At 47.6% G+C, this 14,780-nt stretch carries 7 protein-coding genes; 3 read left to right on the top strand and 4 right to left on the bottom strand.

The annotated features are described in order from the left end of the window. The first annotated feature begins 36 nt into the window (after positions 1-36). Together ACXACM_RS14695 and ACXACM_RS14700 are read left to right on the top strand one after the other, a co-directional pair. A complete protein-coding gene (locus ACXACM_RS14695) occupies positions 37-801 on the top strand; it encodes a HesA/MoeB/ThiF family protein (protein WP_474822647.1) in 765 nt (254 codons plus the stop codon). Continuing rightward, entirely contained in the window at positions 801-1,919 is a 1,119-nt protein-coding gene (locus tag ACXACM_RS14700; protein ID WP_474824370.1) for a M14 family metallopeptidase, read from the top strand. The genes ACXACM_RS14695 and ACXACM_RS14700 overlap by 1 nt, the downstream gene beginning before the upstream one ends. Positions 1,920-1,959: 40 nt before the next feature. On the opposite strand, the gene ACXACM_RS14705 is transcribed toward ACXACM_RS14700, so the two are convergent. Further along, positions 1,960-4,320: a zinc-dependent metalloprotease gene (locus tag ACXACM_RS14705; protein WP_474824372.1), complete on the bottom strand. Its 2,361-nt coding sequence runs from the start codon at positions 4,318-4,320 to the stop codon at positions 1,960-1,962. Positions 4,321-4,635: 315 nt separating this feature from the next. Here ACXACM_RS14705 and ACXACM_RS14710 point away from each other — a divergent pair, with 315 nt between their 5' ends. Further along, positions 4,636-5,667, top strand: coding sequence for a M14 family metallopeptidase (locus ACXACM_RS14710; protein WP_474822648.1), 1,032 nt, complete (start codon positions 4,636-4,638; stop codon positions 5,665-5,667). Here ACXACM_RS14710 and recD read toward each other — a convergent pair. Genes recD through recC form a run of 3 tightly spaced genes read right to left on the bottom strand, consistent with a single transcriptional unit; the run spans position 5,649 to position 14,409 of the window. Further along, positions 5,649-7,526, bottom strand: a complete 1,878-nt coding sequence (recD, locus tag ACXACM_RS14715) for an exodeoxyribonuclease V subunit alpha (RefSeq protein ID WP_474822649.1) — start codon at positions 7,524-7,526, stop codon at positions 5,649-5,651. The two genes, ACXACM_RS14710 and recD, sit on opposite strands and share 19 nt — an antisense overlap. Beyond that, on the bottom strand, positions 7,523-11,107 hold the full coding sequence (gene recB, locus ACXACM_RS14720) for an exodeoxyribonuclease V subunit beta (protein ID WP_474822651.1): 3,585 nt from the start codon (positions 11,105-11,107) through the stop codon (positions 7,523-7,525). Before recB ends, recD begins: the two co-directional genes overlap by 4 nt. Continuing rightward, the gene (recC, locus tag ACXACM_RS14725) at positions 11,104-14,409 is read right to left on the bottom strand and encodes an exodeoxyribonuclease V subunit gamma (RefSeq protein WP_474822652.1); all 3,306 of its coding nucleotides are present in this window, start codon (positions 14,407-14,409) and stop codon (positions 11,104-11,106) included. Before recC ends, recB begins: the two co-directional genes overlap by 4 nt. Positions 14,410-14,780 lie beyond the last annotated feature (371 nt).

Raw genomic sequence — 14,780 nt, forward strand, 5'->3', positions numbered from 1 at the left:
GCCAAGAGCCATTACGCTGTTTACGTGCCTCATACTATGCCAGATACACTAACGCATACTCAAGCAATGCGATATAACCGGCAGATAGTTCTGCCACAAATAGACCTTGATGGTCAGGAAAAAATTTGCCAGGCCAGGGTTTTAATTATTGGCATGGGCGGTTTGGGTACTGCAGTGGCGCAGAGTCTCTGTGGCAGCGGCGTTGGTCACCTTACTCTGGTAGACGATGACATCGTCAGTGTTACTAATTTGCCCCGGCAGTTGCTGTATTCTGAGGAACAGTGTGGCATGGCGAAAGTTATCGCTGCAAAAGCAAAGCTGGCCACCATAAACCCTGAGTGCCATGTTTGCACCATTGACAAACGCTTATCAGAAGACGCTTTGCAAACAGTGGCTGAATCACACCATGTGATCGTAGACTGTACTGACAACCTCCCAGCAAGAAGAATCAACAATGCTGTTAGCTGGCAAACGAACACTCCTCTTGTAAGCGGTGCTGCAATTCGTTTTGAAGGCCAGTTATTTGTCAGTGTGCCACATACCGGCTCCCCGTGTTACGGCTGTCTTGAGCAAAGTTTTACCCAAACTGAGCTAAGTTGCACTGAAGCTGGCATATTATCGCCGGTGGTGTCTTTAATTGGCGTAAGTCAGGCTCAACTGGTATTACAGCTTATTACCGGCTTCGGCACCTTACCCGCCGGCAAGCTTACCGTATTCGACGGCCTGCACTCCCAATGGCACAGCTTTAACATTTCTTGCAACGCACACTGTCAGGTGTGCCAACCAAAACCAGCTAAATAATTATGACAACACTAACAAAATCCCACATGGTGGTGGCGCAAAATGCATCCGGCCGAAGCATGAATGTGCCTGTTTATAAAATTAAAGGCGACCTGCCCGGCCCAACGATCTATATTCAAAGCTCCATCCACGGGGCAGAGGTACAAGGCAACGTTGTAATTTATCATTTAATCCAGGCGTTGCAGAAGCAAGTGATAGCTGGCGAAATCATTTTGGTACCTAACTGCAACCCCGTCGGGACTAACATTAAAGCAGGTGAATACACGCTGGGCCGTTTTGACCCGGTAAACGGTACGAACTGGAATCGAGGTTATTTCTTCGACGCCGAAAAAGTAAAAGACTTTGCCAACACTGTCCGCCCTGAAGACAGCATTGATGAAATCAGGCAGCAGTTTCGCGCTTACTGGGCAGCGTGTATTGAAGAAAAGCTGTCCTCGCCCTGGGGGCTTGGACTGGCACAACAGCTCAACCTCAAGCTACAACGCCTGGCTGTATCTGCTGATGCCGTACTCGATTTACACAACGGGCCGGTGTCAACCAGACATATTTACATTCCTGAATACGCCAGATCTGCCGCTCGTCAGTTCAACTTTCCCCATTGTATATTTATTCCAAATGTATTCTCTGGCGCCTTGGATGAAGCCACGTTCTGCCCGTGGTGGACTTTGCAGGAACACCTGGTGAAACGTTTCGCAAAGCCCTATAACTTCGATGTTGTGGGCGTTACCCTGGAGATGGGCAGTCAGGAAGTCATTAAATTTTCCGACGGAGAAGTAGATGCAGCCAGTATTTTATGTTTCCTGACTGCCCGAGGTAGCTTGCCTGAAAGTACCCATGTACCAAAAGAAATGACTCGCCTTGGCGTACCCTTACACAATTACAAGACGCTTTATACCGATTGGGGAGGTATGGTGGAGTACTGTGCGAAACCAGGTGACGTAGTGAAAAAAGGGCAAGTGATGGCTCGGGTTTTAAATATCGATGAGTTAGACAACGAAGCGGCTAGTTTCGAGATCACTGCTCCCTGCGACCTTATTCCCATGCTGCACTTCCCATCTGCATCCGTGCTCAGTGGCACTCAGCTCTACAAAGTTTTCACCGGGTATACCGAAATTTGATAAAGAAAAAAGGTCGCAACTTCGCGACCTTTTTTGACGACTAAATGGGTGAACCGGGAGGCAGCGACTTAGGTTCGAAACCACCTACCCACTCGCCTGTTTCAAAGTAGCGTTCAAGCTGCTCATGAAGCACCTTGGCACCGGGAAGTTTTCTTTGGTCATCAAGCCAATCACTGAATTTTAGTAACGTGCTGTCAATTGACAGTTTTGCTTCAGGGGCCAACCCATCAGCGGTGACAGCTGTCATAACTGCATTTAACGCTACCAGCTTTAATCTGACATTAAGACCGTAGTCAGCCTGCTTTTTCTCATACCAGTGTTGGGAAAAAATCCGTTCAGCAACATCACCGGGTGATAATATTTCCCTTACCTGGGTAGTTTGCCACATCAACCGATTTAATCTTTCGGGATGCAACAACAAGGTAAAACTGAAATTCGCTGCAGCCTCCGCAGCACTGACAGGGTCGAAAGCCAATCCCATGCGGCTATTGAATTGCTCGCGGGTAATATCATCGCCAAACGCAGTAGGGGGAATTAAGTGCAGCAGCTCTTCAGGAAACCTCAAAAAAGCCGGCGATGTGGATTGCAAGAGTTGTTTCACCGCCCGCTTCTGGTACTTACCGGCTACGGGTTCAACGCCTTTTGGCGTTGGGTAATCACCTTTCCTCTCATATTCATATACCAGGCCACCCACTTGCTTGGCCACCGCTTCCAACTGATAACGGTGCAATAAATAAACCGGTACAAGGGTATCTTCCAACGACGACAAACTCGCCCCGGAAGCAATACTGTTTAATCCAAACTGCTCCAGAGCCAGACTACGAATACTCACCATTTCATCGAAAGCATCCAATGGATCCTTGCCGTTATCCCACATATGACCATTGCTGGAAGGATGATGAGCCGCTCGGGTGTCCCAGTCGTTTTTAAATGCAATGCCGGTGTCACGGGTTTCAGCAATAAGTGCAGCAAGGCCTTCTGTCTCGGCCTCTGGGCTGCCATAATCCTGATAACCGTAGGCGACTGTATGGACGTCCCACTCTCCCATTCCTGTGTCGTAGGCATCATCAAGGACAATTTTGCCACGCTTGATGCTTATTTTAGGATGAGGATAATCCATGACTGACTCGCGACCGTTTTCACTGGCGGCAAAGTTATGCGCGATCCCCAGTGTATGGCCTACTTCGTGAGCAGAAAGCTGGCGAATACGAGCCAATGCCATTTCACGCTGTGCGTCAGTGGTTTGCTCGCCATCGTAAGGGCTGGTAAGCCCCAGCGCAATGAGGTAATCCTGACGGACACGCAGGGAACCCAGGGTTACATTACCTTTTATAATTTCACCTGTACGAGGGTCTTTCACGGAAGCGCCGTAAGACCAACCACGAGTAGCACGATGAACCCAATTGATCATGTTGTAGCGAATATCCATGGGATCAGCACCTTCAGGCAAGACTTTTACCTGAAACGCGTTGTCGTAACCAATAGCTTCAAACGCTTGATTCCACCACAATGCACCGTCTTTTAGTGCACTCATGACTGGCTCAGGCACACCCGGATCGAGATAATAAATAATCGGCTCTACGGGTTCACTTTTCTCAGCACTCACGTCTTTTTTGTACAAGCGATGACGGGTGATAAATTTAACTTCTGTGGATTCCGTAATTGCCGTTGCGTAATCAAAATAACCTCTCTTCCAGTAACCGGAATACGGGTGATATGCTCGGGGTGTATAGTTGTCGTCGGGTAATTCAACAAAAGCGTGGTGCAAATGAACGGTAATGCTGTCAGGCGACGGTGTAACTTGCTGCACAAATTCGCCGGGCTTCGAACCAGCAAAGGTAACAATAGATTCTAGCTCTGTATTTTTAGGAAAGGCTTTTGTGCGCGGCATAAAAATGCCTGAGCGAACTGGGTCTGCTTCGTAACTTCCTTGCTTCCTGCGGGCTAAACGCTCCCCCACACCATGGACATCGCTGAGTAGATAAGGTGTGTAGTCGATGACAACTTCGTCGTCAGATGCAGCTTTAATGACAAATCCTGCCAACACAGAATCGGCAAATGCTTCATCAATACTTGCTTGCTCTGCGGCGTTATCGGACTCGGAACGATAGCGGGTATTAAGGGCTTTCATTAGTACTTTATTGCCATGACGCTCAAACGCTATGACGTGAGAAATTCCCAACTGACCACGATCAAGGCCGATATCATTAGAGCCTACGCCCTGTGGCAGGCTGGTGAGAAACAACATTTGTTGATCAAGCTTGTTAATGCGCAAGAAAATTTTGTCGCTGGACTCGTCGTAGTAAAAAGGGATGTAGCCATCATGGGCAGACATAGATTGAGTAAATTCAGACACAGACGGCAGCGCCGCCCATATTTGGCCGCAAAACAATAGCAGCATAACCGTTAGGGATTTACGCAAGGTGAGTTCTCCAATTAGATTCCTTCAAATTGTGTCGTGAGTGAGCGTTGTTTTAGTGAACAAAACTGAAAAATCTGCGGTTTGTCCAGAATTATTATTATGTGTGCAGATCTCATATAAACTTACCCCGTAAAGTATTCGGGATGCAAATTATCTCGTCTAACGGAAACTTACCTGCGACAAACTCCTTCATTTAGCTCCGTTAAAAGTCTCGTTGATCTGTGTCAACACAGCTAAAACCTCAATCATTATGCTTGATTATCATCTCATGGCGAACAGGCTTGATATCAGACAATGAAAACGACCCTGACAGACAACTGTGTTAAAGAAGGCGGTCTTTACCATATTTACAATGTATGGAATACCAAGATACCAGCCTCAGTGCAGGAGCTCGTCCAAGCATTGCCCGGCCCCACGGTATTTCACATCGATGGGCTCGCTTCGAAGTGCATGGTTATAAGTGTGTTAGTCCGCGGTAATGAGCCCAGTGTCCTGGGTACATTATTAACGCTACTACACAGCAAAACCATACCAGCTTACAGTGTAAAGCTGATGATAATTGAAGTAGAAGCTGCCCGGCGGCAGCCGTTGTTCTCCCGCGCTTATTTGCCCGGCAAACGAGATCTAAACCGTTGTTTTAGAGAACCTTTTTTATATCAAAACATGCACAGGGCTCACGACGTATATGAATTTATCGAAACACTACAGCCTGACTGCGTCATAGACTTTCATGACAACCCTGCATCAACCAATCCAGTAGCTGTTAGCGCTGGAGATTCTGACAGACACCGGGAGCTGGCATCCTTTTTCTGCCGGGAAATGTTGCACTTCCCGGCGACAACTGGTGCAATGGTCAACCTGCCGGTTTCCTGCCCAGTGATATCAGTTTACCTTCCAACGGGTTTCACTCACGTTGCTCACAGCACTTTTTATTGTCAGTTGCTCAGAATGTGGCAACACTACCCGGAAAATATCACCGGCGAAGTCATCTCAATAATTACATCGGCCAAAAGGCTGGAACTAAAACGCAATGCAGATTTGGCATTTGCAGATAGACCTGTTTTTGGCGTCAGTTGTACGCTGACGAATGAACTTCAAAGCTTTGACAGGAAAATTTTAACACCCGGCGATGTGATTGGCTGGGTAGATCACAATCAGCTACAACATTTCCGTGTCATCGGCGACCAGGGGATCGAACCTGTTGAAACGTTTTTCTCCGCCAACGACAATAGCCTGAAAGTCATCAGGCCTTTCAGGCTCTATCTGCTCGCCTTACACCCGGATATAGCCAAATCAGATTGTTTGTTTTATTTCTCAGACGTGTGAGTAAGGCGCCACTTCTTCTCAATGCGCTGTGCCAAACCGGAGAAACGGGACGATTTAACTGCCAGAATTTCACCAATCCGGGCTGTACTACCCACTAGCAGGCATCCTTTTTTGGCACGGGTTAAACCTGTGTAAAGCAACTCTCTGGTGAACAAGCCCCCTGCTTTACCAGATACGTCAGGGACCCAAATAACCACCTGTTTAAATTCAGAGCCCTGGGATTTATGGATCGTCATGGCATAAACAGTTTCTACTTGTGGCAATCTCGATAAGCTCACTTTACGCAAGGTTGATTCACTGGTTTGAAAATAAGCTCGTAATACACCATCCTCGTCCTGCCAAATCACCCCGGTATCACCATTGAAAAGACGCTGAGTATAGTCGTTTTCCGTTACCATTATTGGTCTGCCGTGATAGTGTGCCTGACTGAAAAGACGCTGATTTGAAAAGGCGTGTTCAACCGCACTATTTAATACTTCCACACCATATTTGCCCTGCCGGGTAGGTGTAAGCCACCTGCATGCTGCGAGTGCATCCAGGGCTTCATCAGGTGTTGTGGCGTTTAATAATGTAGAAAAGCTCTGTTTGGCCAGGGTTTGAAGCGCTACTCCCTCCGCTGATGAGATCATATGCACACCGTCGTTATCAAGTAACTGACTCGAAGAAATATCCCAAGGTAACACAGCACCTTCAAGGGCAGCCATATTTCCCTGCCGAATAGCTGCCGCCACTTCTGCCAGTTTACCGCTGAAACGCCGACTCACTTTGAGAGAAAATACGGTATTAATACTGTGTTCCATTACCCTCAAGGGCGGGAGGTGTGGACATAAACGCACTAAATGTTCATGCAACGAACGGGTTATTTCAGGTGAGCTTTCTTCACTTTCACCGGCCAATGCTTCAAGTACGTTACCAGATTCAACCGCTGGTAACTGGTTCACATCTCCAACCAGATACAAATATGCATGAGAGGGCAAGGCTCGTATTACTCTGGCCATAAGCGCTAAATCAACCATTGAGGCTTCATCAATGATCAATACATCACAGTTAATGGTATTGTCCTGGTGGTATTTAGGTTGCAACTGCATGGGGCGCATTCCCAATAACCGGTGAAGGGTTTGGGCTTGAGTGTTTATACGAGATTTATATTTCTCTACAGAAGGAGCAGTGATGGCAGCCAAACTGTTAGTGACGGATTCCGTCAGCCGCTGAGCAGCTTTGCCCGTCGGCGCTGCCAGACGAATATTCAGTGGCGCTAAAGCTGCGGCCTGCAGAGCTATTAACAACCGTGCCACCGTATAGGTTTTTCCCGTACCTGGTCCACCGTTAATTACCGCAAACTGACGGGTTATAGCACACGCTGTAGCAATCTGCTGCCAGTCTTGGTCTTCCTGAGCGCTGCAATTAAATAGATGGGGCCACACGCCGGCTAAAGCATCATAACGTTCGTCATCAAACGAAATCGTCTTAAGCCGTTGGGCTACGCCTTCTGCCACTTCGTTCTCAAACGCCTGATAACGGGTCAAATAAAGCTTTTGAGCTTCATATACCAATGGAGAAACATCTGCACTATTGGCCACCAAACCAGAGACTATTGCCTCCAGTTCAGCAAGTGTTGGGAAACGATACCCTGATTTTTCACTTTCTCTTTCTGCAGCCCAAGTAATTCCGGCAATTTTTGTAAGATCGAGGCACGTATGTCCTTGCCGCAAATGCCAGGACAAAGCCAGGATTAAATAAAACGCCAGTTCTTTGCTCTGCTCATCTGTTTCAGTTTGCTGACACAACGTCTGCGCCAGGTAGACGTCAATGGCTTCTATGTCCGCCAGTTGCAGATTGATTTCATCCACCGTTTTCATTTCTGCATCTCACTGTTTTCGCCGCGAAAGATTTCATCCAGCGCAAGTAATTCATCTACGCGAACCGGAGCAAAACTCACCCCTTCACCGTTTTCATTTTCTGGCGCCATTCCTCTGAGATACAAATAATACACCCCACCAAAATGTCTATCAGGCTCATACCCAGGTAACGACACCCGCAGATAACGATGTAAAGCCAGGGCATAAAGTAAATACTGCAGATCGTACAGATGCTGTTGATTATTAGTTGTCAACGCAGAAGCATGATAGTGCTTACAGCTGTTTCCCAAATGAGTGGATTTGTAGTCTGCCACATAATATTTGCCCTGGTGTTCAAAGATGAGATCGATAAAGCCATGCATCATGCCCTCTAGTTGAGGCCTGGCAATATTAGGGACAGGCAACGCCGCTTCTCCAGATATTTGATTGCGATGTGCTGTCAATAATCGTTTGAGCTGCCACCAATTAGCTCGCTCCACGGGAAAATAAAACTCTGCTTCACGCAAGGTTTGTTGCTTTTCAAGAGAAGAAAGTTGCAGCCCTGGTACCAACGTTGTCTCGAGTACTTCGTCAAGCCACTGTGTTAGCGCATCATACTCATCATCATCAAGGGTTAATCGCGCTTTCATATCACGGCAAGATCCCCAGTCCGGCGCAGTGAAATCGGTAACCTCCAACATGTCATGAAGCAGATTTCCGGCTCTGGCACCCTTTTCAAGAGAAAAACGCAATGCAAGATCCGCGGTTTGCTCAGACTCAATGCCGACTTCAAGAAATTCTTCGTCCCGCTGAGTATGTTTGACCGACAATTGCTGACGGGTTAACGCGCTAAAGGAATACAAACGCCAGGTATCCTTTATGTCTGCCGTAAAAGTGGCAACGCGTAAAGCCGGTGGCGCCGTTTGCTCTGCAGGTTTAGCGGAAGAACCAGGCAACACCCCGGCGTCGAGATAATAGGTGTGAGGCTGTGAACTTTCCTGCATGAGCAGACTCAGTTTACCGTACCAATTGTAATCCTCATTAACACCTACTGCCCGGGCAATGGCAGAGCGGTGACTATTCTCAAAAGGCCCCACGCCAACATAACATCGATAAGCCGCCCGTGTAATCGCAACATAAAGTAGTCGCATGGTCTCGGCTTCGGCCTCGTCACGCATACGATTTTCCGCATCCGTAGTTTTATCCAGTCTTAGCACTTGCTGCCTGGATTCACCGTCGTAGTAGCGATAAAACGGCGCATCCTGCTTACCGTGTTTAACAGGATTTCGATAGCTAGTGGCAAAAGGAACAAATACCACGGGATATTCAAGACCTTTAGAGCCGTGCTGTGTGACAATTTGTATGAGTTGCGCGTCACTTTCCAAGCGCTGGGTCATTTCGTCAGTACCTTGTGGTTCGTGGATCTGACGATGTAACCAAAGTAAAAGCTGCTCGGGCTGAGGGGTGACTGTCGCTGTTTTTTCCAGCGCTTCGGCCAAATGAAGATAGTTCGTTAAATGCCGTTCGGTCGCGAGATCTACAGGCGTATAATACTCTCGTACCAGTTCAAGCACCAATGCCATACACCCTTGGGTTGCCCACATTGTTCGCAGTTCGTTGACTCTGAACATACATGCCTCCCACAGGGCATCATCCTCGCTGTGCAGCATGGCCACCATCTCAGCGTGAGAGTACCCCAACAGAGGACTGGTAAGCGCTGCCGATAGTCTTTGTACTTGTTCACTGTGCCATATACCGTCTAAAACACGGTATAAATCCGCCGCTTCTGATGATGCAAAAAGTGGGGTACTGCCACTTAGATATACTGCGCTTAGCCCCACCTTAGCTAGTGCCTCTTTGACCGCGCTTGCTTCATTGCCTGTGCGAACCAGAATGGCGATATCAGCAGGCATAAGAGGCTGCTCGTTTAACGTAGCGTCACTTAGCAGGCGTAATACTTCATGACTCAACCAATTTGCCAGCGGTCGTGCAACCTGGTCGAAAGCCACAGAAGCTCCCTCTTCCAAAGGTTGTACAACGTAGTTTAAGGCGCCTCGCTCCTGTCTATCTTCAAAGCGTTGCTTGGCGGCCTTGGCATGAGGCGTCGACTTTACCGGTTCATACTGAATATCAAAACCAAATACATCCCTACCTCCTTCATCTATTGGCGTACCAAAAAAGAGTCGGTTATAGGCATCGACCATACTTGCTACCGAGCGCCAATTGGTGTCCATTACCCAGCGATAATCGGCTTCTCTGCCCGCTTCCAGATAGGTAAAGATGTCTCCGCCCCTGAAGCCGTATATGGCTTGCTTGGGATCACCAATCATCATCAGCGCAGTATCGTCAGTGTCAGCAGAATAAATACCCGACAAGATGCTGTATTGATGAGCATCTGTGTCTTGAAACTCATCTATCAGGGCCACGGGAAAACGCTGACGAAGGGTTTGGGTTAACGCCAGGTTTCCACTTCTCACTTGTGCGGCCAACAACCGGATAAGATCATCGAAATCCACTACGCCAAGTTTGCGTTTGGCCTGGGCTACATGTTGTCTAATAAAGCTAAAGCCCTGGCAAATTAATTGATAACGGGATATCTCGGCGAGCTTTTTATCCCGCACTTTCGCCAGGAGAGTCGGTGTGTTCTTAATGAATTTTGCCAATTCATCTACAGGTTTCAGCAATTTCTTCAGTTGCTCTTTTTCCGGGTGTCTGGAATATCGGGCTGAATGACAAAAGCTCAGCGCTTGTTTTGCAGGCTCAATGACCTCTGCGCTGGCAAGCCAGTCTAACAGCGCATGCCACTCGGCTCCTCGCTTCTCCCGTTCTTTTGGGGGTTTAGGTTCAATTAGCCAGGAAGCAATATAAGGGTAAGCGTTGTGGAGATCTTTATATCTTTCTGCCATTTGCTGCTGAGCCGACTGTTCAAACGCGACCATCTCGTTTTCTAACTCATCATTAATGGCCTGACTATTCTGATATACAGGGTCAAGACCACTCTGCAAGCCCTGCCAAAAAGTGGACAAAAACACCTCGGGTATATGCCATCCTTTTTCCATTAGCATGCTGTACTGTTCCCAGTCCACAGCAACTTTTCGTATCCAGTCCTGAGCGGCCTGCTCCCAAAAATGACGTGTGTCGGTCTCAAGGTTAACTGACATCGGTGTGCCGCTGTCAAAAGCCATCTCCGTTATAACCTTGTTGCAGAAGCCATGAATGGTAAAAACAGACGCCTCATCCAATTCAAGCAGTGCTGCTTGCAGCGCAGTCACCCCGCGCTCTCCTGGCGCTAATTGATAAAGCGCCTGAAATACCCCATCGAATTGCAGCAACGCGGATTCTTCCTGCATTACCGTCTTCCAAATAAACAATGCCTCTCGTAATGAAGCTGCTATCCGTCCTTTGATCTCTTCCGTAGCCGCTTTAGTAAAGGTCATGATAAGAATTTGCTGAACGGTAAGGTTTTTCTCTAACAGCAAGCGTAAAAACAGCCGGGTTATATTAAATGTTTTACCGGTCCCGGCACTGGCCTCAATTAAATGCCTGCCTTTGAGCGGCATAGCCAGTACATCAAGTGGTCTGCTATTGTGTAAACTGCTCATGATACTTTCTCATCTTTATCACAGCCCAGTAACGGCATAAGAAGCGCAGCAACGGTGTCGGATGGAAAATCTTCAACCTGTAACCCTTGAGGATAAAACCAGGTGACATAAACATCATCCTGAATACTCTCTTTCATGTAGCCGGCACTTGTTTCAGCATGCCAGGCAGCAGCGCCTTCCACTGTGGCTAACCACCTTGCAAACCCATCAGGATAAGGGGTTTCCTCACTCGCAGAATATTTCTTTAACAATGCAAACCCAAGAGACATAAACCCGGGCAAGGGCATTGATAAAACCTTTTTATAAAAATCAATAACACTGGCCAATCGCGACCTGGCAATTTCTTCAAGTAGGGGTTCAAAATGCAGTTTGCGTACCTGAGCCTCATTTTTTGCCCATGTAAGGAAGTAAACGGTAAGGGGCTGCAAACAACCCGACGCATTAAAGCACAACAAGGTGATGTATTGCTCTAGCAACCGTTTGGTGTTTTGGCTACCGTAATGCAATAAGCACAGCGAATCCTCACCTTCCAGGGCGAGAGCCTGAACGTCACCCAAGGGTGTTTCCACGATCACTTTTTTCTGCCTGTATTCGGTCAACCCAAGGGCATTAACTAAAGACGTGGCTCCATGCTGCCAGTCATCCATACGCTGTTGAGTCAGAGGGGTATCAGGATACTCACCGGACAAAACCAGATGACGACGAAGCGTATCGGGCTGCTCAGCACTGAGCATCGCTTCAGACATTGCACTTACCGCTTGATAACGCAGCAGCGGGTTATCTGTGAAAGGCTCATTGTCACGCAGTAATGGTTGCTGTTGTTCCAACCACACACCTAACCGTTGGTTAGCAAAGGTTTTCAGGGGATGGTCGAATGCACGGGACAGAGCCTGCGGCGAAAGTACGGGCCATTCGCTATCATCTTCTGTGGCAACAAAACGAGAAGACTCGGGTATGGTGTTTTCACCCAAAGCCTTGGCTAGTCGACACCATCCTTTATCGAATCCAGGCGCTGAGCCAGAAAAATTAGCAGGGCTAAAAGGGTGCAAAGCGGCCTGTTGAATAAAGTCGTCTGACACGCCATATCCCTGGGCAAGTACATCCATGAATTCCGCCAACACCAAACTGGGTTCTCTTGCTGTGTTGTCCCGACTATTCCTGCCCTGGTAGCTCAAGTAGAGATAGTCGCGGGCGGAAATCACAGCTTCTAAGAACAAGTATCTGTCTTCCAGGCGACGGGATCTGTCACCTTGTTTTCGTGGCTGCTGAGCCATTAAATCAATACTAATAGGCGTAGACTGACGGGGAAATTCACCGTCGTTCAACCCTAATATGCATACCACCCGAAAAGGTATACTTCGCATGGGGAGCATAGAACAAAAGGTAATTTGGCCGGTGAGAAAGTGATTCGCCGCATCCGGTGTACTAAACTGCTTTACCAGTACATCCCTTACTTGATTGAGTGTCAATTCATCTTCAAAACCTGCTTCTGCACAATGACTTACAAAATCTGCAGAGGCACGGCCCAAAGCGTCCCAGCTGGTTTGATCTTCAGCAGATACATCGAAGCAGGCATTTTTCATTTGCTCAAGAAACAACTGCCACGCCTCCGGAGTCCGTTTTTTACGCATTTCTATTGTGAAATATGACAACTGAGTCAGAAGATGAATAAGCTTGCCAAGTACTACAGTACTCTGGCCCTCCACATCAGGCACAGTTAGCAGTCCTTCCGTGATAGTTGGCGAATCTTTTAATGCCATTCCCAATAACAATCTTTTCAGCCCCCACTGCCAGGTGTACAAGTCTGATGATGGCTGTTCGAGTGTAGCGGACTTGTGCTCGTCATCCCTACCCCAATGAACATGAGCTCGTTGTAACCAGACACTCATTACTTCCAGGTCTGACGTCGTGATACCAAATTTGCGCTGGATAGGTTCGAATTGCAGATAATCCATAATTTTAGACACTTCAAAACGGCTATCTGGCAACGTCAATAATTGTACAAACGCAGCAACCAGAGGGTCAGCATCCAGTGGAGAACGGTCAGCAATTGAACAGGGCAACCTGGGATTATCTTTCCCCTCACCTTGTCCTGTACCAACCCGCTGAAAAACGGCATCAATGAAAGGTGCATAATGTTCTATGGCTGGACACATCACCACAATGTCTGCAGGTTTAAGTTCGCCCTGCTGTGCGTCAATCATACGCAACAAGTGGTCGTGTAATACCTGCACTTCCCGTAGCTCAGTATGTGCACTCATCACAGAAATACTAGGGTCGGAAGACATAGTGGTTTGCGCAGGTTCCGGTGCTTCACCGTGCAATATATCCCGTTGCAATCTCGCCAGAATGGTATCGCCCTGAGCGTCATCTTCAGGGGCTTCTACGTCAAATGCCGCCACTTCATAACTCGACAAAGGTGTAAGCAGATTAAATAAATCCCTGCCTTGTTGCCCGAGGTTAGCCAGCAAGGGATTATCTTGTGTCGCTTCTGCCCATTTAGCAATACCCTCTTCCCGAAGAAGTTTGGCCTGTTCTTTCTGGCTTTTTATGTCACCCCAGTAGCTAACACTTGGATTTAAATGAAATAAGTGAATATTGGTATGGGCAGCCAATGCATCCAAAAACTGAATAAGCTGGGGAGCCATGGTATTAATAGCAAAAACAACGACATTTTCCGGTAAAGTAGCATTGCATTGTTCAGCGTTGAGGGCAGTAATGGCGCGCTGGTGCAATCGCGCTGGATGATTAGGCTCTTCCCGTACCAGCATTCGCCATATATAACTCTGCCAGGCTTCATCACTACCACCAGAATTGGTTGTCTCCCCCTCTTCCCAGGCAAACAGCCACTGTGGCCGATACAACAGATATTGCTCAAAAACGTCCGCCACCGCCGTGGCAAGCTGCAAGCGCTGCACACTGGCTTCTTCGGTACTATCAATGTGTTGCCAATAACGACAAGCAGGTTCATTTTCAGGTGCTGCACAAAAATCCGGATGACGTAAAATTTTGTCAATTCGCCATACCAACACTTCCCGTCGATAGGGTGATTGATGTGGTACCTCCTCAGTACCCAGGATTGCCCTTGCAGTATCCCACATAAACCGCACAGGCAGCGGGAAAGACAGATTCATTGCGATGCCCTGCTCCTTCGCCAGAGCCATATTCAGCCAATGCTGCATTCCCGGACTTTCTACCAGAATAGTTTGAGAGCAAAAAACAGGTGCAGGTTGCTGATTTAGCAGCGTTGACAGAAGAAAACTGAGATGTTCAAGCTTATTTGATGGATAAAGCGCTAACAATGGTCACCCGGAAGATAATGTCTTTTTCACCATGGTAAGTGATAATTTTCATGACTGCCAGAGTGAGAGATCAATAGCGTAAGATAAATGGGTAAGACGCTGAAAATTAGCGCAGAAAGAAAAAAACCCATACAGACCTCAGGACACGAAAAATCTGTATGGGTAAGGTTATGGGCTCACTCATGACAACCAATTTCGGCGTTGCCTGGCACCGAAAAAAGTTAACGCCAAGAAAAAGCTCAAATAACACTTTTATCCTATACATTCTACATGCCAACTTTATTAACCATAAAATTCAAAGAGTTACAAATACAGCTCTAGTCTAAAAAATATAATGCACACCGTTGATGGTGCAGGCGCACCACAAGTAA

The organism is Alteromonas sp. AWQ4_252 (genome assembly GCF_056158205.1).

Excerpts from the sequence above, each read along its gene's own strand:
- recB (WP_474822651.1), bottom strand. The coding sequence starts at position 11,107 with ATGAGCAGTTTACACAATAGCAGACCACTTGATGTACTGGCTATGCCG.
- ACXACM_RS14705 (WP_474824372.1), bottom strand. The coding sequence starts at position 4,320 with ATGCTGCTATTGTTTTGCGGCCAAATATGGGCGGCGCTGCCGTCTGTG.
- ACXACM_RS14695 (WP_474822647.1), top strand. The coding sequence starts at position 37 with ATGCCAGATACACTAACGCATACTCAAGCAATGCGATATAACCGGCAG.
- ACXACM_RS14710 (WP_474822648.1), top strand. The coding sequence starts at position 4,636 with ATGAAAACGACCCTGACAGACAACTGTGTTAAAGAAGGCGGTCTTTAC.
- recD (WP_474822649.1), bottom strand. The coding sequence starts at position 7,526 with ATGAAAACGGTGGATGAAATCAATCTGCAACTGGCGGACATAGAAGCC.